This is a genomic window from Microbacterium sp. NPDC089320, assembly GCF_040684875.1.
GTDB lineage: Bacteria > Actinomycetota > Actinomycetes > Actinomycetales > Microbacteriaceae > Microbacterium.
The window spans coordinates 671,034-691,123 of record NZ_JBFBGY010000002.1; the positions used below are offsets into that span (position 1 = coordinate 671,034).

17 protein-coding genes are annotated in these 20,090 nt (G+C 67.6%); 8 read left to right on the top strand and 9 right to left on the bottom strand.

Going from position 1 to position 20,090, the window contains the following annotated elements; genetic code table 11:
• The first annotated feature begins 1 nt into the window (after position 1).
• The 3 genes from AB0N61_RS07820 to AB0N61_RS07830 all read left to right on the top strand — a co-directional run bounded on the left by AB0N61_RS07820 (position 2) and on the right by AB0N61_RS07830 (position 3,536).
• A complete protein-coding gene (locus AB0N61_RS07820) occupies positions 2-1,123 on the top strand; it encodes an AI-2E family transporter (RefSeq protein WP_363363180.1) in 1,122 nt (373 codons plus the stop codon).
• Positions 1,120-1,833, top strand: coding sequence for an ion channel (locus tag AB0N61_RS07825; RefSeq protein ID WP_363362920.1), 714 nt, complete (start codon positions 1,120-1,122; stop codon positions 1,831-1,833). The genes AB0N61_RS07820 and AB0N61_RS07825 overlap by 4 nt, the downstream gene beginning before the upstream one ends.
• Before the next feature lie 74 nt (positions 1,834-1,907).
• A complete protein-coding gene (locus tag AB0N61_RS07830) occupies positions 1,908-3,536 on the top strand; it encodes a SulP family inorganic anion transporter (RefSeq protein WP_363362923.1) in 1,629 nt (542 codons plus the stop codon).
• A gap of 18 nt (positions 3,537-3,554) precedes the next feature.
• On the opposite strand, the gene AB0N61_RS07835 is transcribed toward AB0N61_RS07830, so the two are convergent.
• The 8 genes from AB0N61_RS07835 to AB0N61_RS07870 all read right to left on the bottom strand — a co-directional run bounded on the left by AB0N61_RS07835 (position 3,555) and on the right by AB0N61_RS07870 (position 12,957).
• Entirely contained in the window at positions 3,555-5,888 is a 2,334-nt protein-coding gene (locus tag AB0N61_RS07835; protein WP_363362925.1) for an arylsulfatase, read from the bottom strand.
• A 107-nt stretch (positions 5,889-5,995) separates the two neighbouring features.
• Positions 5,996-7,687, bottom strand: a complete 1,692-nt coding sequence (locus AB0N61_RS07840) for a SulP family inorganic anion transporter (RefSeq protein WP_363362928.1) — start codon at positions 7,685-7,687, stop codon at positions 5,996-5,998.
• Positions 7,688-7,702: 15 nt separating this feature from the next.
• Complete coding sequence (locus AB0N61_RS07845; protein WP_363362930.1) at positions 7,703-8,332, bottom strand: hypothetical protein; 630 nt, start codon at positions 8,330-8,332, stop codon at positions 7,703-7,705.
• A gap of 76 nt (positions 8,333-8,408) precedes the next feature.
• Positions 8,409-9,770 (bottom strand): hypothetical protein, encoded by a 1,362-nt coding sequence (locus AB0N61_RS07850; RefSeq protein ID WP_363362931.1) that lies wholly within the window; start codon positions 9,768-9,770, stop codon positions 8,409-8,411.
• 25 nt (positions 9,771-9,795) lie between these two features.
• A complete protein-coding gene (locus AB0N61_RS07855) occupies positions 9,796-10,470 on the bottom strand; it encodes a GAP family protein (RefSeq protein WP_363362933.1) in 675 nt (224 codons plus the stop codon).
• Positions 10,471-10,501: 31 nt separating this feature from the next.
• Entirely contained in the window at positions 10,502-10,858 is a 357-nt protein-coding gene (locus tag AB0N61_RS07860) for an SHOCT domain-containing protein (protein ID WP_363362935.1), read from the bottom strand.
• A 1-nt stretch (position 10,859) separates the two neighbouring features.
• Positions 10,860-11,291, bottom strand: coding sequence for a DUF6325 family protein (locus tag AB0N61_RS07865; RefSeq protein ID WP_167944762.1), 432 nt, complete (start codon positions 11,289-11,291; stop codon positions 10,860-10,862).
• Positions 11,284-12,957 carry a SulP family inorganic anion transporter gene (locus AB0N61_RS07870; RefSeq protein WP_363362938.1) on the bottom strand — a complete coding sequence of 558 codons (1,674 nt, stop codon included), beginning with the start codon at positions 12,955-12,957 and terminating at the stop codon, positions 11,284-11,286. The genes AB0N61_RS07865 and AB0N61_RS07870 overlap by 8 nt, the downstream gene beginning before the upstream one ends.
• 170 nt (positions 12,958-13,127) lie before the next feature.
• On the opposite strand from AB0N61_RS07870, the gene AB0N61_RS07875 reads away from it, so the two are divergent.
• Both AB0N61_RS07875 and AB0N61_RS07880 read left to right on the top strand, forming a co-directional pair.
• Complete coding sequence (locus AB0N61_RS07875) at positions 13,128-13,514, top strand: SHOCT domain-containing protein (RefSeq protein ID WP_167944767.1); 387 nt, start codon at positions 13,128-13,130, stop codon at positions 13,512-13,514.
• A gap of 26 nt (positions 13,515-13,540) precedes the next feature.
• On the top strand, positions 13,541-13,963 hold the full coding sequence (locus AB0N61_RS07880) for a DUF6325 family protein (RefSeq protein ID WP_167944770.1): 423 nt from the start codon (positions 13,541-13,543) through the stop codon (positions 13,961-13,963).
• A gap of 31 nt (positions 13,964-13,994) precedes the next feature.
• Here AB0N61_RS07880 and AB0N61_RS07885 read toward each other — a convergent pair whose 3' ends face one another.
• The gene (locus AB0N61_RS07885; RefSeq protein ID WP_363362940.1) at positions 13,995-16,445 is read right to left on the bottom strand and encodes a LuxR C-terminal-related transcriptional regulator; all 2,451 of its coding nucleotides are present in this window, start codon (positions 16,443-16,445) and stop codon (positions 13,995-13,997) included.
• A gap of 319 nt (positions 16,446-16,764) precedes the next feature.
• Between AB0N61_RS07885 and AB0N61_RS07890 the strand changes: the two genes are divergently transcribed.
• From AB0N61_RS07890 to AB0N61_RS07900, 3 genes are all read left to right on the top strand, one after another.
• A complete protein-coding gene (locus AB0N61_RS07890; RefSeq protein WP_363362942.1) occupies positions 16,765-19,107 on the top strand; it encodes an arylsulfatase in 2,343 nt (780 codons plus the stop codon).
• A 90-nt stretch (positions 19,108-19,197) separates the two neighbouring features.
• Positions 19,198-19,626 (top strand): MarR family transcriptional regulator, encoded by a 429-nt coding sequence (locus tag AB0N61_RS07895; protein WP_363362944.1) that lies wholly within the window; start codon positions 19,198-19,200, stop codon positions 19,624-19,626.
• 25 nt (positions 19,627-19,651) lie between these two features.
• Entirely contained in the window at positions 19,652-20,074 is a 423-nt protein-coding gene (locus tag AB0N61_RS07900) for an organic hydroperoxide resistance protein (RefSeq protein WP_363362946.1), read from the top strand.
• The last annotated feature ends 16 nt before the right edge of the window (positions 20,075-20,090 follow it).

Genomic DNA, 20,090 nt, shown 5'->3' on the forward strand with positions numbered 1-20,090 from the left:
CATGTCCCGCGCCGCAGGCACCCACATCCTCGTGGTGCTCGCGTGCGCGACCATCGCGCTCGCGGGGCTGTGGCTGCTCCGAGACGTGATCGCGCCGCTCGCCGTCGCGCTGGTGGTCGTCGTGATCTGCAGCCCGGCGAGCAGCGCACTCGTCCGACGCGGGTGGCCGCAGTCGCTCGGCGTGACGGCGATCGTCGTCCTCGCCTATTCCGTGCTGCTCGCGATGGGCTGGCTGCTCTGGATCGCCGGAGACCAGTTCGCGCACCTTCTCGGCGATCTCTCCCCCGGTGGCGATCTCGCCCCTGTCGCATCGCAGCTCGACAGCTGGGTCCTTCAGGGCATCGGAGCCCCGGACGCCGACGGCGACAACGCCGCGAGCGTGGTCGTGCCTGCGCTGATCACTGTCGCCCGGAGCGTGAGCGGCGCCGTGATCGGCATCGCCGTCGCTCTCTTCCTGGTCTGCGCCTACGTGGTCGTGATGGCGGTGGACGCCGGACGTTACTCGCACGCATCGACCGTGTTCGGCGCGCGGAGAGCCGCGACGATCGCACGGATATCGCGGCTGAACACGAACATCCGGCGCTATTACGTGGTCAACACCGTGTTCGGCGCCATCGTCGCGACGCTCGACGGCCTCGCGCTGTGGTGGCTCGGGGTCCCGGCCCCCGTCCTCTGGGCCGTCCTGGCTTTCGTGACGAACTTCATCCCGAACATCGGGTTCGTCATCGGGCTCGTTCCCCCGGCGATCCTCGCCCTTCTGGTGGGCGGATGGCCGCTGCTGCTCGGAGTCGTGGTCGTGTACTGCGTCGTGAACGTCCTCCTGCAGGTGTTCATCCAGCCCCTGTTCGTGAGCGATGCGGTCGGCCTCAGCCTGACGCTGAGCTTCTTTGGCGTCGTGTTCTGGACCGTGATCATGGGGCCGATCGGTGCTCTGCTGGCGGTTCCCCTGACCCTCGTGGCGCGTGCACTGCTGCTCGAAGGCAGCGAGGACACCCTCTGGCTGCGGTGGGTCTCGGGAGACCGCAGCGCGCGCCCGTCGCCAGAGCCCCCGAGCGTGCGCGCCGTGCGCGCCGTGCGCCGCATCCCCTGGGATCCGCGTCGCGTGAGACGGTGGTCGCGATGACCGACGCGGTGCCCAACAACCCGCCCGCCGCGCACGACCCCGGGGATGCCGACACGAGGCTGCATCGCTGGGAATCGGCCTCCACGGTTCCCCTCACGGTGCTCGGACTCGGCTTCATCGTCGCCTACTCGGTGATCGTGCTCGTGCCCGACCTCCCCGGCTGGGTGCGCATCATCCTCACGGTCGAGATCGTGATCACCTGGGTCGCGATGGTCATCGACCTCATCGTTCGGGTGGCGCTCACCCCCGTCGGGAGCCGCACGTCGTTCCTCGTGCATCATCCCGTCGAGGTCCTGTCTGTTCTCGTGCCCCTCTTCCGAGCATTCCGCGTCGTCGAGCTCGCACGCGGACTCCCCTACTTCCACCGCCGCACCGGCAGCGCGGTCAGGGCCCAGATCGTCACCATCGCCCTCGCCTACACCGTGCTGTTCGTGTACTTCATCTCCCTCGCGACACTGCAGGTGGAACGCGGCGCCCCCGGCGCGACGATCATCGACTTCGGCTCGGCGATCTGGTGGGCATGCGTCACCGTCGCGACGGTCGGCTACGGCGACACCTATCCGGTGACAGCGCTCGGGCGGGTGTACGCCGTGTGCCTGATGATCGGCGGCATCGCGATCGTGGGCACCACCTCGGCGCTCGTCATCTCGTACATCGGAGACCGCGTGCGGCGGATCACGCACCGCGACGAGACTCGCGACGGACTCTGACCGACCCGACCCGCATCGCCCTCGACGGGTGACATGTCGACGACCCGGCTGAGTGGCGATGCCAGCATGAGCACATGAGCGACCACGCCACGCGACGCGCCTCGCGAGTCCTCCTGCCCAGCATGGCGGGATACCGTCGCGAGTGGCTGGTGCCCGATGTCGTCGCCGGCCTCGCCGCCGGCGCCGTCGTCGTGCCGCAGGCGATGGCCTACGCCACCATCGCCGACCTGCCGGTGCAGGTGGGTCTCTACACGTGCATCATCCCGATGCTCGTGTACGCGCTGCTCGGCGGATCCCGCGCGATGAGCGTGTCGACGACCTCGACGATCGCAACTCTCACGGCCACGACGCTGGTGACGGCATCCGTCGCATCGAGCGTCGACGACCCGGCGGGAAGCCTGATGACCCTGGCGATGCTGGTCGGCCTGCTGCTCATCGGCGCGCGCCTGCTGCGATGGGGATCGCTGGTCGAGAACATCAGCGCGGCGACGACCCTGGGTGTCAAGATCGGTGTCGGCGGAACCGTCGCTGTCGGGCAGCTCCCGAAGCTCTTGGGCGAGACCACCGAGGTCTCGGGCGAAGGGTTCTTCCGCACCATCGAGGCCGCGATCGCGGCTGCGGCGAGCATCAACCCGGCGACGGTCGCGCTCTCGGCGGGAAGTCTGATCATCCTGCTCGTGATGAAGCGGTTCGCTCCGAGGATCCCGGGGACCCTCGTGGTCGTCGTCGGCGGCATCGCCCTGGTCGCATTCGCGGACCTCGACGAGAGGGGCGTGGCGCTCATCGATCCCGTGCCCTCAGGGCTGCCGATGCCGGGACTCCCGGATCTCACGCAGATCGCTGCGCTGATTCCCGGCGCCCTCGCGATCGCGGTGATGGTCTTCCTCGAGACCGCGGCGGTCGCGCGCAGCATGCGACGCACGAACGAGCCCGTCATCGACGCCGACCAGGAGCTCGTCGCGGTGGGCGCCGCCAACCTCGCCGGCACCTTCTTCACCGTGCTCCCCGCCGCCGGCGGATTCTCGCAGAGCGCGGTCAACCGGGATGCCGGTGCCAGGACGCAGCTCGCGACCCTCGTCACGGTCGCTCTCGCGATCGTGGTCGCCGTCTTCCTCGGCCCCGTCGTCTCGCTTCTCCCCCAGGCGACGCTCGCCGCCATGGTCTTCCTCGCAGTGGCCGGGCTCATCGACATCCCCCTGCTGGTGCGGTGGGCGCGCATCAGTCCGATCGACTTCTGGATCGCGCTCATCGTGGCAGTGCTCGGCCTCACCGTCGGTCTGCTGCCCGCCGTGGCCGCCGGGGTGGCATTGACGCTCATCCTGGTGCTGCGAGAACTCAACATCCCGAAACTCGAGATCGTGGGAGAACACGACGGCCGCATCGCGATCCGCTCGGTCCGCGGGCTGTACACGGCCAACGCCCTCGCGTACGAGAGGGCGATCACCGAGATCGTGGCGGACCGGCCGGAGCCGGTGCGCATCGTGATCCTCGATGCCCTGCGACTCGAGATCGTCACGATCACCGTGCTCGACATGCTCGAGAACCTCGACGGCGAGCTGTCCTCGACGGGAACCACATTGCACATCGCCTCGCTGCCCGAGCGCGCCACCTCGATCGCGGTGAAGACGCAGTGGTATCAGCGAATGATCGCGCAGGGCCGCGTGCACGCGAGCGTCGACGAGGCGTTCACTGCGACGGAGTAGCGGCGAAGGCCCCGACAGCTACTCGCGGGAGAGCATCGCGGCGGCCTCGCGTTCGAGGTCGAGATACTGCTCGGCGCTGACGTCGACACCCACACCGAGCAGCTTGCCTCCGGTGAAGGCGAACGCAGGTCCGTATTGGCCGCTCACCGGGTCAGCGCTGTCCCACCCGATGCACAGCCCATCACCGCACAGCGTGAACTTGCCGATCTGGGCGCGCATGGGTCCTGACGCGACCGCCCGGTCGTCGACATAGAGCGTGGCGGTGCCGAGCGATTCGCCGTGCTCACCCGCACCCTCTCGCACGAACTCGACGCCGAGCGTGTGCGGCCCCGGAGCGAGCTCCTCCGATGTGAATGTCTGCTCCGGCGGAATGCCGAGGAAGTTGTAGACGTATGTGAGGCGGTTGTCTTTGATGAAGAGGGAGTGTCCGCCGAATCTGGAGCCATGTGCGAAGAGCACTCCCTCCGCGCCGTCCTCGAGCACGACATCGGCGATGATCTTGTATGAACGCCCTCGGACGTTGACCGCGACGCTCTCGGGCACCGCTGCGGTGTCGGGATAGTAGACATAGCGCTGCCGTGGCTTCTCAGCCTGCGGGCGCTCGACATTGAGCACATCGCGTGCCGAGCGATCGTCCAGCGGCAGCACGAAGTTCGACTCGGCCTCCTCGAACCACACGTCGATCAGCTCCCGAAGCTTGTCGGGCTCGCTCCCCGCGAGATCATGAGACTCCGACCTGTCGACCTCGACGTTGTAGAGCTCCCACACATCGTCCTCGAAGTGCCCCCTGCCGCTGAGAGGCGCGTGCACAGCCGCTGCCTTCCATCCGTCCTTCCACACGCCCCGGGTCCCGAGCATCGAGTAGTACTGGACCCGCTTCTCGGTCGGAGAGTCCGGCGCCGCATCGAAGCTGTATTTCATCGAGACACCGTCGAGCGGATGCTGCCGCACACCGCGGAACGTCTCGGGCATCTCGATGCCGATCACATCGAGCACCGTGGCGACCACGTCGACCGAGTGGTGGTACTGGTGACGCAGCTCTCCTCTGGCCTGGATCCCTTTGGGCCAGTGGATGACCATCGGGTCGCACGTGCCACCGGCGAACTGCGAGTAGCGCTTGAACATCTGGAACGGTGTCGAGAACGCCACCGCCCACCCTGTCGGATAGTGGTTGTATGTGTCGGCGGACCCCAGGCGATCGAGCATCGCGAGGTTCTCTGCGAGGTCGTCCGGGTACCCGTTGAAGAACTTGTTCTCGTTCACCGAGCCGTTCGGCGATCCCTCGCCGGAAGCGCCGTTGTCGGCGCAGTAGAACACGAGGGTGTTCTCGAGCTGGCCGCTTTCCTCGAGGTAGTCGATGACGCGGCCGACCTGCGCGTCGGTGTACTCGGAGAACCCGGCGAACACCTCGGCGAACCTCGCGAACAAGCGCTTCTCGTCGTCGTTCAGCTCATCCCACGGTCGCACCTGGTCGGCGGGATTCGCGACGTCGTCCGGCAGCGGGTTGATCGGTGTCAGCGCCGTGCCCTCGGGGATGACGCCCTTCTCGATCATGCGGGCGAGGACCCATTCGCGGTACGCGTCGTAGCCGTCGTCGAAGGCGCCCCTGTACTTCTCGATGTACTCCTCGGGGGCGTGATGCGGCGCATGATTGGCACCGGGGCAGAACCACATGTACCAGGGCTTCGAGGGGTTCGAGGACTGCTGGTTGCGGATCATCCGCAGCGCCTGGTCCGCCAGGTCCTTCGAGAGGTGATAGCCCTCCTCCGGCGTCGCCGGGGCTTCGATGAAGTGGTTGTCCTCGACGAGGTCGGGATACCAGTTGTTCGTCTCTCCGCCGAGGAAGCCGTAGAAGCGATCGAAGCCCATCTGCAGGGGCCACATGGAGCGGCTGCCACCGGGGGCCACGTCCTCCTCGGGGACATTGTGGTTCTTGCCGATCCAGAACGTCGAGTACCCGTTCTGCTGCAGGATCTGACCGACCGTGGCGCATTCGGCCGGGAGTCGGCCAGCGAACCCGGGGAAGCCGTTCGTGCCCTCCATGATCACGCCGGCCCGGTTGACGTGGTGGTTGCGACCGGTGAGCATCGTCGACCGGGTCGGTGAGCAGAGAGAGGTCGTGTGCCACTGCGTGTAGGTGAGGCCCGATTGGGCGAGTCGATCCATGGTCGGCATGTGGATACGTCCGCCATACGGGGACCACGAGGCGAGGCCGGTGTCGTCGTAGAGCACCACCAGGACGTTCGGCGCCCCCTCGGGTGCGACCGGCAGCTCATACGGTGACCAGTCCGGCACCGAGTCCCGGACGTCCAGCTCGATCTTGCCCGAGAAGTCCGCGTTGAATTCCGACATCGTCTCTCCTTCGTCGCCGTATGAGAAAGGGCCCGTCCCGAGGAGGCTAGCCACGCCGCGCTCTTGCGGCCCCGGGGTGTCACCCGCGGAGGGTGAGCGACGGCGCGTCACCCGGGGTCGAGTCGGCGGCGCGACACCTCGGCGAGCGCGTTCTGCAGCGCGTCGCCGAGTCGCGGCTGCTCGACGAAGATGTTCTCTTCGCGGACCACGTCACGGACGCCCGTCGACGCCAGCTGCGCCTGAACCCGAGGCCCGACACCCGCAACCATCAGTGTGGCCCCCACGGCCGCGAGCTCCTGCGCATAGGTGCGGATCATCGTGAGGAAGGTGACTCCCAGCTCATCCGTGCCGCGGAGCCGGATGATCACGACGGCGCCGGGACTGTTGTGTTCGGCATCGGGCAGCTGCTGGCGGAATGACGGCGCGGAGGCGAAGAAGAGGCTGCCGTAGGGGGTCAGCACGATCGTCTCCCCCGGCTCCAGGGTCGGGGGCGGATCCTGTTCGATCGGACGCCCGTTCGCCTGGTCGAACACCCACCGACGCACCCGCACCCGATTCGACTGCCGCGCGATCTGCAGCACCACGGCGAGACCGACGCCGGCGAGCACCGCGTACTGCAGAGGGATCAGGAGCGTGAGCGCGAAGGTGACGAGGAACACCGCGATCTGCACGGCCCCCGTCTGGAACACCATGACGATCTGCCGCGGCTTGACCGTGCGGACTCCGATCAGGATCAGGAGGCCGGCGAGCGCGGGCATGGCGATGTATCCGATGAGCGGCCCGAAGACGAGCACGCTGAGCACCATCACGACGGCGGCGATGAGGTTGCCCGCAGCGCTGCGGGCACCGGCTGCCCGGGAGAGGGCCGTCGCCGACATGGATCCGCCGACGGGGATGCCCTGCAGCATCCCGGTCGCGATGTTGGCGATGCCCTGCCCCCGGAAGTCGGCGGAGGCGTCGGGATAACGTCCGTCGGGGTTCGGAATGGACCCGGAGATCGCGGCACCCTGCACGAGACCGACGAGCGCGAGCGACAGCGCGGGGACGATGAGGACGAAGAACATCGACAGGTCCGGGAGGGAGATCGAAGGAAGACTCCGCCCTGCCTCCGCCACGTCCGAGATCGTCGAGACCGCACCGTCGGGCAGCACCACCGCGAGCACGGATCCGATGACGATCGCGACGACCATCGAGAGGGCGCCGAGCGGAGTGCGCTCGAGCACGAGGATCAGTCCGATCGTGACCGTGCCTACGAGCACCGACCACCAGCTGATCTGCAGCACGTTCGCGACGATGTCGACGACTCTCAGCAGGCGAGCGTCGGCATCGCTGTCGAAACCCGTGAAGTTCTCGAGCTGGCTGAGCACGATGTTGACGGCGACCGCGTTGACGAACCCGATCAGCACCGCCGTCGGGATGAAGCGCACGAGGCTCCCCAGTCGCGCGATGCCGAGCAGCAGCATCGCGATGCCGGCCATCACGGTCAGCATCGCCATCGCACCCATGCCGTCGTCGCCGTGCACCTCGGGCACATCGGCGATGATCACCGCCATCGCGCCCGTCGCCTGCACCGACATGAAGACCGATCCCGTGGCCAGCGCGCCGGCGAACGTCCCGACGATGTACGCGTTCAACCCCATCACCGGGTTCACCCCGGCGAGCAGACCCGACGCGAGTCCGTCGGGGACGCTCTCGATTCCCAGCACGATCCCGGCCTTCAGATCGCTGACGATGGTGCGACGCGAGCCGAACCGACGCCGATAGCGCAGCCAGCGCTGTCGCATCTTCTCGCCGGTCATCCGCATCGGACGGCGTCAGATCTTGATCGGAAACGTCAGCAGAGTCACGAGGCCCGCAAGCGCGATCGCCCCGCTGAGTGCGAGGAACGTCCTACGCCGCCAGACCGCGCTCTGGTGCTGCGACAGCGCGGCGAAGAACAGCACCAGCGCGAACAGCACGGTCAGCAGCGAGTAGTCGTCGCCGCGCTGGTTGTTGGCCAAGGCCTCGTCGAACTTCGCATCGGCTCTCGCGTTGAGCTCCTCGGCCTCTCTCGTCCCCGCGGGCACGTACTCCTCCATAGCGAAGGGCCCCTGGGATTCGCGATCTTCAGCGATCCAGGCGTCGAACGCGACCGCGAACTCGGGAGTGAATCGCTGCTCGATGAACTGGACCAGCTCCGTCCTGCCGTCTGCCTCCGCCAGCACCCACTCGGTGTAGATGGTGAGGTCGTACTGACGCGCGGCCTGCGAGGTCGACTGGGCCGACGCCGCCTGCACTCGGGCGCTGGAGGCCTGGCTGAAGGCGATCGACATCTCTCCGCCCCACTTCGATGCCTCGAAGCCGCACCATGCCGTGATGACGGCGGTGACCGAGAGCAGGACGACCGTGACGATGTCGAGGATCCGTGTGCTTCTCGTGCGTCCGGTTGTCGAGTCGTCCGTCATGCGCCCATCTTCTGCGTTGATCCGACCCCGATGCGGCGACACTCACCCATCGAGGGTGAGCGTCGGCGCGGCACGGCTAGCTCACGGCATCCGGAGCAGGCGCCGCCAGAGTCTGGGACACCGGGTCGTCGAGCGAGTCGCCGGCCGCTGCCTGCACCTCCTCCTCGTCGGGTCGGCGCAGCAGCTCTATGAGGGCCGCGAAGACCAGCAGCCCGACCGCTACCCCGATGACCGCCCCGAACGTCACGGGTCTCATGACGATCAGCAGCGTCATCGCCGCGAGCGCGCCGACGATGAAGATCGGGCCGCGGAAGCGGTCCACCCCGCGACCGAAGCCACCCGTCGTGAGGCCCCGTCGTTCGGCGGCACGGCGCACCGACGAGAACCCGCTCTCGACGAGTCCCCGGAATGCGACTGCCGTGCGAGCGGAGCCGGCGAGCCACGCCCAGATCGCGACGAGCACGCCGACGAGGGCGAGCGCGGCGATGGTTCCTGCGAGAAGCGACGTCAGCTGTTCGAACAGCGCCGTCGCGGCCTCGGCCGACATGACCGATGGGCTCACCGCACGGATGAATACCCCTCGTCCGATGCCCATGCCCGCCGCGAGCATCAGGAACACGACGGCGAAGCCGGCACTCGACCAGAAGAGCGCTCGCGGACGATCGCGCATGAGCAGCACGCCGGCCACGAGCAGGCCGAGCACGAGCCACGGCAGCCAGAATCCGCCGATGTCCGCGATCTGGTAGACCGTGCGCACCAGCACGAGGGCATCCGCCTGGGCGATCGGAATCGACCTGTCGATCTCGGGGATCGCGTTCGCAAAGCCGATCCCCCGCTCTGTCATCGCCTCCTTGACCCGGTCGATCACCACTCCGAGTTCGATCGTGACGGCGCCGTCATCGCCGAGCTGCACCGCCGTGCCGGGAGCGTTCTGGATGATCGCCGTGGCGCGCTCATGCGTGAAGCGCAGGGACTGCGTCCAGATGTCGGCGAACTGCTCGGACTGCACCACATCGTGCACCACGGAGTCGATGAGCGAGATCGCGCCGTCCGCAGCGGGTCCCTCGAGCAGCGTGAGGGCGGTGTCCGCTCGGGGAGGAAGCCCCAGCGATCGGATGCCGTCGAACACCTCGCCCACGACCGCGGAGATGTCGACCTGTTCGTCTATCGCCGTGGTCACCTGATCGGCGACGAAGTCCTGCACATCCGGATCGGACGCGAGCGGGGCGAATGTCGCGACGAAGCGCTCGGTGTCCACGAGCTGCAGTCGAGCCCAGGTCCCCATCGCCGCGACCGGCGCGAGCAGCACCGCCACCACGAGCAGAATCGCACCGACGACGCTCATGCCGCGGAATCGCCGCTTCTTCGGCGCGCGCAGTTCATCGTTCTCTCGCTCGAGCGCGACGACGCGCTCGCGGAGCTCATCCAGTTCACTCATCCGAGTCTCCTCCGTCACTCCTCGCTCACCCGATGGCGGCGATGCCCTTGCCGATGATCACGACACCCAGCACCAGAAGCAGCACGGTCATGATCACGGCGTTCTCCGTCTGCAGCCAGTCGCGCAATCTGCCCAGCGGCGCTCGCAGACGTTCGGATGCGATGAGGTATCCGACGACAGGGATCAACACCGTCGACGACGCGAGGAGCGTGTAGATCACGACCACCACGACCATGTCTCCGATGCCGAGCCCCGCCCCGCCCAGAGTGACGCCGGCGCTGGCTCCGAGCAGCAGGTTCTTGGGGTTCACTGCCGCGAGCAGCAGTCCGAGTCCGAGCGCCCCGAAGAACGTCATGCCGTCGATCTGCGCCATCCACTTCGGCATCGCGGGCTGCGTGCCCGGCTTCGGCCGACCTCGCCATTGGCGCACCGCCAGGAACAGCATCAGCACGCCGAGGACGATCTGCACCGCCCCGAGGATCGGGGTGGGTCCGTCGTCGGACTGCGCGGGCACGACTGCAGAGAGCGCCGCGAAGACCACGGCCACGATCACGATCCCGCCGAGCCATCCGACGAGGAAGCCGACCCCCGTGGAGCGGGCGCGGGCAGACATCAGCATCAGGATGCCGGCGATCACCGGCAACGGGCTGATCGCGATGCCCACCGCGAGCGGCAGCAGCTGACCGATCACCGGCCCCATGACCTCTCCCTCCTGTCGGCCGCGCGGCGGCTCATCTCAGCAGCTTCTGCTTCGCGGCGGCGAACTCGTCCTCCGAGAGCACGCCGGATTCTCGCAGCGACGCCAGTTGCTGGATCTTGGCGATCATGTCGTCTGCGCCGCCCGACGCCGGAGGCGCCGGTGAGACGGCGGGAGCAGCCGCATACTGGGCCGCCGCGTTCTGAGCAGCGGCGTCGATCTGCGCCTGCTGCTGCGCCGCCTCGTACTGCTGCTGCTCGTACTGCCTCTCCGCCCGCTGCTGCTGGTGACGCATCGTCGCTCCGGACACCGCCGAAGCGGTTCCTGCGACGACCGCTGTTCTCGCGGCGAGTCCGATCAGTCCCGGACGGCCGAATCTCCTCAGGGGCATGTCACTCTCCTTCCTGCTCGAGGATGTCCATCATGGCGTTGACGACGGGGGCGGGGATGCGGTCGGTGCGCAGCACCTCTCCCCCCGCCTGCGCGAGTTTCTCGGCGAGCGCCCTCGCAAAGGTGAGCTCGAGCACGACGATCGCCGCCGAGCTGCCCGCGGGCACGAACTCGGCGAGCATCTCGATGTCCTCGTCACCGGCGAGACCGGCGACCAGAGGGTCGAGATCGCTGAGGCCGGGCACCTCGCCCGCCTCGAGGTCGAAGGTCTCGATCCCTCCGTCGTGCGATCTGGCGAGCACCACGACGTCCAGCAGTCGCACCGTCCCGGTGTCTATGAGGTCGTCCAGCGCTCCGAAGATGCTCGGATCCGGATGCCTCCCCTCGAACCCGACGAGGTAGTACTCCACGGGTCCGTATCGAAAATCATTCACTTCTCGCTCCCCTCTCCGACGGTGCGGGCCGGCTGAGTTCCTGGATCGCAGCACGGTTGGTCTCGAAGACCTGTTGATCGCCGAGGATTCCCAGCCTCGTGAGACGGTCGACGGCAGAGGCGCGCAGACGGCTGAACGACACCGTCACGTCGCGGTCGCGCATCGATTCCATGAGGCTGTCGAAAGACTCCGCCGCCGTGACATCCGCATCGGTGACCGCCTCCATGTCGATGACGACGTGGTGTACGACCCCCGCCCCGGGTGCGTCGACGGCTGCACGTACCGCGGTCGCGAACGTGTCGCCGTTGGCGAAGAACAGCGGCGCCGCCATGCGCACGACGACGACGCCCGGCGCTGTCACCGTGCCCGGCTGCGCGGCGTCGAGCAGCGATGCCGTCGGACTGTCGTCGGCGGCGAGCACATCGATGGCCGGACTCGACGCGCGCCGGGCCAGGTTGATGAGGGCGAGCACGAAGGCGATGAGGATGCCGGGGATCGACCCCACGAACAACGTCACCAGGAAGCACACGGCGCCGATGGCGAACTCGAAGCGGTCGATCCGCCACAGCGCCGCGAACTCCCTGATGCCCAGCAGCGGGAGGATCGCCACGCCCACGATCGCGCCGATGGCCGGCGACGGGATGTCCTCGAGCAACCCCGTTCCGAAGAGGAGGAGGAGGAGCGTGCCTGCCGCCAGCACGAGCGAGGGCAGCTGCGTGCGAGAGCCCGACTGGTCCATCGCCGCGGTTCGACTGGTCGAGGATCCGACCGCGAAGCTGCCCTGTGCGCCGGCGGCGATGTTCGCGACTCCGAACGCGAGGAGGTCCCGATTGGGCGAGGTGCGGTAGCGCCGCTTCTCGCCGTACGAACGTGACACCAGAAGCCCCTCGGCGGTCGTCACGAGGGTGAGGGCCATCGCCGACGGCACGAGCAGCAACCAGGTGTGCCAGTCGAGCACGGGCCAGGTCGGCATCGGCGCTCCCGCGGGCACCTCGCCCAGCACGGCCACTCCGCGATCTGCGAGGCCCGTGCCGATCACCAGGAGCGTGGCGGCCACCATCACGACGAGTGCCCAGGGCACCGCTCTCAGCATCCGCCGACCCAGCACGAGCACCACGACGGATGCGATGGAGATCGCGAGCGACCACGGGTTGGTGGTGCCGAGTCCGGAGACGAGACCCCCGACCTTCTCGACGAATTCGCCCCCTGAGTCGATCGAGACGCCGAGCATCTTGGCGATCTGCGAGACGAGGATGTCGAGGGCCAGACCTCCGACGAAGCCGACGAGGATCGGCTTCGAGAGGAAGTTCGCGAGGAACCCCAGCTTGAAGATCGCGAGCAGAACGAACATGAGCCCGCAGATGATCGCCTGCGCCAGCGCCATGGTGGCGTAGTCGTCGGAGCCGGCAGCGGCGAGGCCCCCGATCGACGACGCGACGAGAGCAGCCGCCGCGGCATCCGGCGAGGCGACGAGCTGTCGCGACGACACGACGAGCACATAGACGATGGTCGGCACGACCAGTGCATAGAGGCCCGCGGTCGGGGGGAGGCTGGCGATCTGCGCATAGCCGATGTTCAGGGGGATCGCGATCGCGAGCAGCGTGACGCCGGCGAGCATCTCCCGCACGACGTTGTGGCGGGTGACACCGGCCAGCGGTCTCTGCACCTCGTCACCTCCGCACTCGCGCCCTCGATGCGGGACGATGTGCCCATGCTGACATCGGCGCAGCAGCGGAGACATCGGCGCTCACCCGAAGGGGGTGAAGGGTGCGGCGATCACGATGATCCGCGGTGCCACTATCACCAATGACAGAAACTCAACGAGAGGAGTCTGCTGTGTCCATTTGGGATAGCTTCTGGGCCATCATCTGGTGGTTCTTCTGGGCTTTCGTGTTCATCTCCTACCTGATGGTGCTCTTCAACATCATCGCCGACCTGTTCCGCGACCACGCGCTGAACGGCTGGCTGAAGGCGATCTGGATCATCTTCCTGATCTTCGTGCCCTTCCTCACCGCTCTGATCTACCTGATCGCCCGCGGTCCGGGGATGGGCGAGAGGGCCATGTCGTCCATGCAGGCGCAGCGACAGGCTGCCGACACCTACATCCGCAGCGTCGCCGGCAGCAGCCCCAGCGACGAGATCGACAAGGCCGCCAAGCTCCTGGCCTCCGGAACGATCACCGAGGCGGAGTTCGCGTCCATCAAGGCTCGGGCCCTGGCCTGACGTCTGAGAGAGGGGCGGGCGGACCGATGCCTCGCGAACTCGGGGATGTGCAGATCCTCGTGGTGAGGATCGGCTCCGACCGCCCCAGCCCGGCGCTGCTCGAGTCGCTGCTGCGCCGGGTCGAGAACAGCACGCTGCGACTCCTCGACTTCTTCCTCCTGCATCGACGGAGCGAAGGAGGCTATGACCTCACCGAGATCGACCAGGCCGAGTTCGCGCTCGCCGGCCTGACGCTGCAGATCGCAGGCCTGGTCGGCAGCGACGACGCACGGCGCATCGCGATGGAGCTTCCGATCGGCGCCTGGGCGGCCGTGGTGCTCGTCGAGCCGACGTGGTTCGCGCAGCTCTCCGCCGACCTCGCCCGTCTCGGACACCCCGTGATCGACACCTACACCGTGTCGGCGGCGACGGCCAATGCCGTGTGGGAGCGCGCACGTCGTCGCACGTGAGGCGCGCCCAGCCCCGTGTCCGGCGCGCCGATCACAACGCCGTCCGCACGGCCTCGCGGCGCGACGACACCTCGAGCTTGCGATAGATCGATCGCTGATGCGTCTTCACCGTGTTGATCGACAGCCCCAGCTCCCGCGCGATCTCCGGAAGGGTGCGTGAGGTCTGCAGCTGCCGGAACACGTCTCTCTCGCGGTCGGACAGCGAGCCGGTGACCGTGCCGACGGCATCGGAGGCCAGGCATCGACCGATGAAGTCCTCGAACTCGGTGCCATGATGCACGTGCTCGCTGAGCAGTCGACGCACGGCCGTCTCGCGGTGCCCGAACGGCAGGCGCACGTTCTCCCCCGACGCGACAGCGATCGCGGCCTCGCACAGGTCGTGGGCTTTGTCGTGGTCGCCGGCCTGACGACGCATGACGGCCGCGGTGATGAGCGTCGACACCTTGACGTAGGAGACCTCGGAAAAGAGCCGCATGGATCGCAGCATCTCCAGCGCCGCGGCATGGTCACCCCCTCGCCGGAGCACCCCGGCGAGCGCGACGCCGATGACGGGGAGGTCGGGGATCGACAGGTGCCGTCGAGCGATCCGCAGAGCACGCTGCCCGTTGCCGACGGCCTCCTCGAGGAGCGCGATCGCCGACTCGCGGAACACAGACCACGAGACGCCGTGAAGCACTTCGAGCGGGATGTCCTGCACGCCGATCGCCGCCCGTCGACACGCGGGAGCGTCACCGCCCTCGGCCGTCGCGTAGGCCTGCATCATTCGAGCGATCGCCGTGAACGAGGGGTCGTGCCCGCTCGTGAGCAGCACCGTCTCGAAGTGACGCACGGCGTCATCGGTCTCGCCGGCCCAGTAGGCGACAAGACCCGCTGCGGCCGCGGTGCTGCCTCCGGCATACCCGATGGCGGCCGAGAGGGCCACGCCGGGAGCATCGATCCGGGCGAGGGTTCGAGCTGCATCCGTGAAACGCCCCTCCCAGGTCTGGGCGAACGCCAGATGGCCGAGCGCCCGCTTCCACAGACTCACATCGCCGGAGCTCTCGACCTCCCTGGCCGCGGCGCCGAAGTACTCCGCCGGGAGCGCGGGGTTGGTGGGATGCCGGATCTCCGACCATCCGATCAGGTAGTTGGCCGCAGCGCGGTCGCCCTGGAACGCTGCCGAGCCGGCGAGCAGCGAACGCAGGGTGGCGCCGGCGGATATCGCGCGCTCCCGATCGTCGGCCACGAACAGCTGCGCGATCGCGAGGGTGGTCGAACATCCTCCCCCGGCCCGCTTGTGAGCGGCCTCGGCGTGGTCGAGCAGTTCTCGGGCGAGATGGTGCTCCCCCAGCACGTCCGTCGCGCACGCTCGGACGGCGAAGATCTCGGCGTCATCCGAGTGATATCCCAGAAGCACCGTCGCGACGCGCTCGACCTCCGCGGCGGAGGCTCCCATGACCAACCGCATCCAGTGGCGCATGAAGGTGGTTCTGGCCCGCGTGGGGTCGTTCGCCCGCAGGGAGTGCGCGACCGATGTCAGAGGATCGGTCGCCTCCACGAACTCCGCCACGCGTCTGTGGCGCTCCGCTTTGCGCTCGGGATCTCTCCGCGCGATCTCGATGCACTGCCGGGCGAAGGAGCCATGCCAGCGGTAGACCACACCCTGCGGCTCCTCGAACCGATCGAGGAAGAGTCCGAGCCTCACGCAGTCATCGAGCAGCGATGCCGCGTCGGCGTGTCCCGTGACAGCCGTCGCCAGCTCCGGAGTGAGCTCGTGGCAGATGGCGGCGTCGAGGACGAATTCCACCGTCTCCCGGGGAAGCGCACTGAGCACGTGGTCGCGCACGTAGTCGCCGAGGAACGCCGATGCCGTCGCGGCGTCGGACGACGGACGCGCTCCGCCGATGGCCACGAGCTTGACCGCTATCGGCCATCCGTGCGTCTCGCGCAGGATGGTCTCGGCGTCGAGTCCCGCCGCACCCACGCCCTCGATCCGCTCGATCTCCGACCGTGTGAAGCGCAATGTGTCGGATCCGACGAAGGCTCCGGGATCCATCAGATGCTCACGCGAGAGCGTGATATCCAGCAGGGTCGTCCCCACGAGCACCAGGTGCAGATTGTCTGGCGGCTGTTCGGCGAGCAGGCCGAGAAGTCCATCTCGCCAGTGCTCGCCCGCCCGCTGCGCGTCGTCGATGACGAGGTGCACGACGTCATCGACCGCCTCGAGGCTGTCGCAGATCTCGGTGTAGGCGCGCATCGGATCGACCAGACCGCGGGTGAGGTCCAGGGCGCGGCCCGCTCTCTCACTGCCGACGATCAGCGCATCGACCACTCCCTGCGCGAGGACTCCGGGTTCGGCGTCGCTCGGGGCCAGGGCGAGCCACGCCAGTTCGCCGGCGCCCGAGGCCCATTCGGCGACCGCCGTCGTCTTGCCGTACCCGCTCGGAGCGCTGACGACGCTGAGGTGCCGCCCCCTCGCCGCCTCGATCAGAGCATCGTTCACACGCGCTCGCCGCACGCCTCCCGGTTGTCGTTCCGGAGGGCGAAACCGCACAGCGGGTACAGGTCGAGACAGGCGCGTGGGGGAGGCCATGCCCTCAACCTAGCGACGACCGTTATATCGGACAAGGGCAGTCTTCGCGCGGCACTCATGGCGTGTGGGAGCGATTCCACGTCTCCCCCTCGTCGGCGCGGCCGTATCGCGAGCCCCTCACCCTCCCGGGGTGAGAGACGCCCCATCCGCGTCATCCGCAGTGCAGTCTGAGATCGGTCGGCTGCAGCATTCGGGGGCACGGTGCCCCCGTGACGAGAAGGAGGCAGACATGGTCCGTGACTTCCAGGGGAAGATCGAGCTCGACGTCCGCGATTCGCAGGCGGACTGGGACGCCTTCCTCCCGACCGCACCGCCGCAGGGCGCGCCGAACGTCCTGGTCGTGCTGTACGACGACACCGGCATGGCCGCGTGGTCTCCCTATGGGGGTCGCATCAACATGCCGACGATGGATCGGCTCGCCCAGAACGGCCTGACCTACTCGCAGTGGCACACGACCGCCCTCTGCTCCCCCACGCGCTCGACCTTCCTCACGGGCCGTAACCACCACCAGAACGGCTTCGCCACGATCTCGGAGTCGTCGACCGGGTTCCCGGGGTACAACTCGCACATCCCCGAGTCGAACGCGACGATGGCGCATGTCCTCCGCGACGCGGGCTGGGCGACGTTCTGGGTGGGCAAGAACCACAACGTCCCTATCGACGAGTGGACCGCGGGGGCATCGAAGAAGCACTGGCCGCTGGCTCAGGGCTACGACCGCTTCTACGGATTCATCGGCGGCGAGACCAACAACTGGTATCCCTCACTCGCCGAGGACAATCACTACATCGACCAGCCGTATCTCCCGGAGCAGGGCTACCACCTGTCGAAGGACCTCGCCGATCAGGCGCTGCGGATGATCCGCGACGTCAAGCAGACCGAGCCCGATAAGCCCTGGTACCTGTGGTTCTGCCCGGGTGCCAACCACGCACCCCACCATGCACCGCAGGAGTACATCGACAAGTACAAGGGTCAGTTCGACGACGGATACGAGGCCTACCGGGAGTGGGTGCTGGCCCGCATGATCGAGCGCGGCATCGTGCCCGCCGATACCGCACTCAACGACCTCAATCCGATGCCCGACGGCACTTTCTCGGCATCCGATGAAGTCCGTCCGTGGGGTGACCTGAATGACGAGGAGAAGGCGATGTTCTCGCGCATGGCCGAGGTCTACGCGGGCTTCAGCGAGTACACCGACGCGCAGGTCGGGCGGATCGTCGACTATCTCGAGGAATCGGGTCAGCTCGACAACACCCTCATCATCTACTGCGCAGACAACGGCGCCTCCGGTGAGGGCAGCCCCAACGGCTCCGTGAACGAAGGCAAGATCTTCGGCGGCTATCCCGACGACGAGGCGGAGAACCTCAAGATGGTCGACAAGCTCGGCTCTCCCGACACCTACAACCACTACCCCACGGGCTGGGCGACCGCGTTCTCGACGCCCTACAAGATGTTCAAGCGCTACACCTACCAGGGCGGCGTGTGCGATCCGCTCGTGATCCACTGGCCGGCCGGCATGAGAGCCCGGGGCGAGATCCGCCATCAGTATCACCACTCGACCGACATCGTCCCGACCATTCTCGAGGCCTGTGGCGTGGAGTTCCCCGACATCTACAACGGCGTGGATCAGACGCCTCTGTCCGGCGTGTCGATGGCCTACTCGTTCGACGCCGCCCCCGATGCCCCGACGACGAAGCGGACCCAGTACTACGAGATGTTCGGGCAGCGGGGCATCTGGCACGACGGCTGGAAGGCCGTCACCGTGCACGGGCCGGTGAGCGGACGAGGCCGTTTCGACGAGGACGAGTGGGAGCTGTATCACACGGATGTCGACCGGGCCGAGTCGCACAACCTCGCCGCGGACAACCCCGAGAAGCTCGACGAGCTCAAAGACCTCTGGATGCAGGAGGCGAAGGCCAACCTGGTGCTGCCCCTCAACGACCTGCAGGTCATCGGCAATGCCAAGGACTTCGAGACGTTCGTCGCGATGGAGTTCCACCAGCCGGCTCCTCCTTCGGGCCGGTTCATCTACTATCCCGACACCAGCGAGGTGCCCGAGCGCTCGGCCGCGAACGTGCACGGCGTCTCATACAAGATCGCCGCCGAGGTCGAGTTCACACCCGAGACCGAAGGGGTCATCTTCGCCCACGGCTCGCGGTTCGGCGGGCACGCGCTCGTCGTGAAGGACGGCGAGGTGCACTATGTCTACAACTTCCTCGGCATCCCGCCGGAGGATCGTGTCTCCGCACCCGCTCCGACCTCTGGACGCCACATCATCGGCGTGGAGTTCGTCAAGGAGGGCATGGGCGAGCATCGAGAAGGCGTCGGTCCGCTGACGCTGTACATCGACGAGGAGCAGGTCGGCGAGGGCCGGATCCGCACGGTGCTCGGGCACTTCTCGCTCTGCGGCGAGGGTCTGACGATCGGACGCGACAGCGCCGATCCGGTGTCCTCGCTCTACGGCTACGGGTTCGATTTCACCGGCGGGGAGATCACTCAGGTGGTGTTCGACATCGCGGACGACGCCTACCTCGATCTCGAGGCGCACCTCGCCGCTGCGATGGCGCGGGACTGACGACGCGCGCACCCGGGACTCCGTGTCCCGGGTGCGCACTCGATCCTGCATTAGGTTGTGCACAACTTAATCGAGTACAATACTTGTCTCATGGCCGTGACCGATGAGATGGTGTGCTTCTCGCTCTACTCCGCCGCCCGCGCGACCACGCAGGCATACCGTGCACTTCTGGAGCCCTGGGGCCTGACCTACCCGCAGTACCTTGTGCTCGCCATCCTCTGGATGGAAGGCGAGCAGACGATCGGCTCGCTGGGCGACGCCATGCAGCTCGATTCCGGCACCCTCTCTCCCCTGGTCCGCCGCCTCGAACAGGCCGGCTACGTCGTGCGCGCCCGCAGCTCGGCCGATGAGCGCGTCGTCACGGTCGGGTTGACCGACACAGGCATGGCTCTGCGCACCGAGGTCGCCCCGGTCCACACCAGGATCGCCGCCCTCGCCGGCATGCAGGACGACGACCAGCGCCACCGCCTGATCGCGGAACTGCAGCAGCTCACCGCGCGACTGCAGCACGCCCACTGACCCCACACCGGAAGGAGTCCACACGATGGACGCTCTCTACACCGCCGAAGCACTCGCCACCGGAGCCGGACGAAACGGCCGCGTCACCACGGGAGAGGGTCGCGTCGATCTCGACCTCGCCATCCCGAAGGAGATGGGCGGCAGCGGAGACGGCGCCAACCCCGAGCAGCTGTTCGCTGCCGGATACGCCGCCTGCTTCCACTCCGCGCTCCAGACCGTCGCCCGTGCGCAGAAGGTGAAGATCACCGACTCGTCGGTCGGCGCGCGTGTGCAGATCGGTTCGAACGGCGAGGGCGGATTCGGCCTCGCCGTGCAGCTCGAAGTCGTCATCCCCGACCTTCCGCCCGAGCAGGCGCAGGCACTCGCCGACGCTGCGCACCAGGTCTGCCCCTACTCCAACGCCACCCGCGGCAACATCGACGTCGAGATCACCGTCACCGACGACTGACCCGCGACCGCATCCA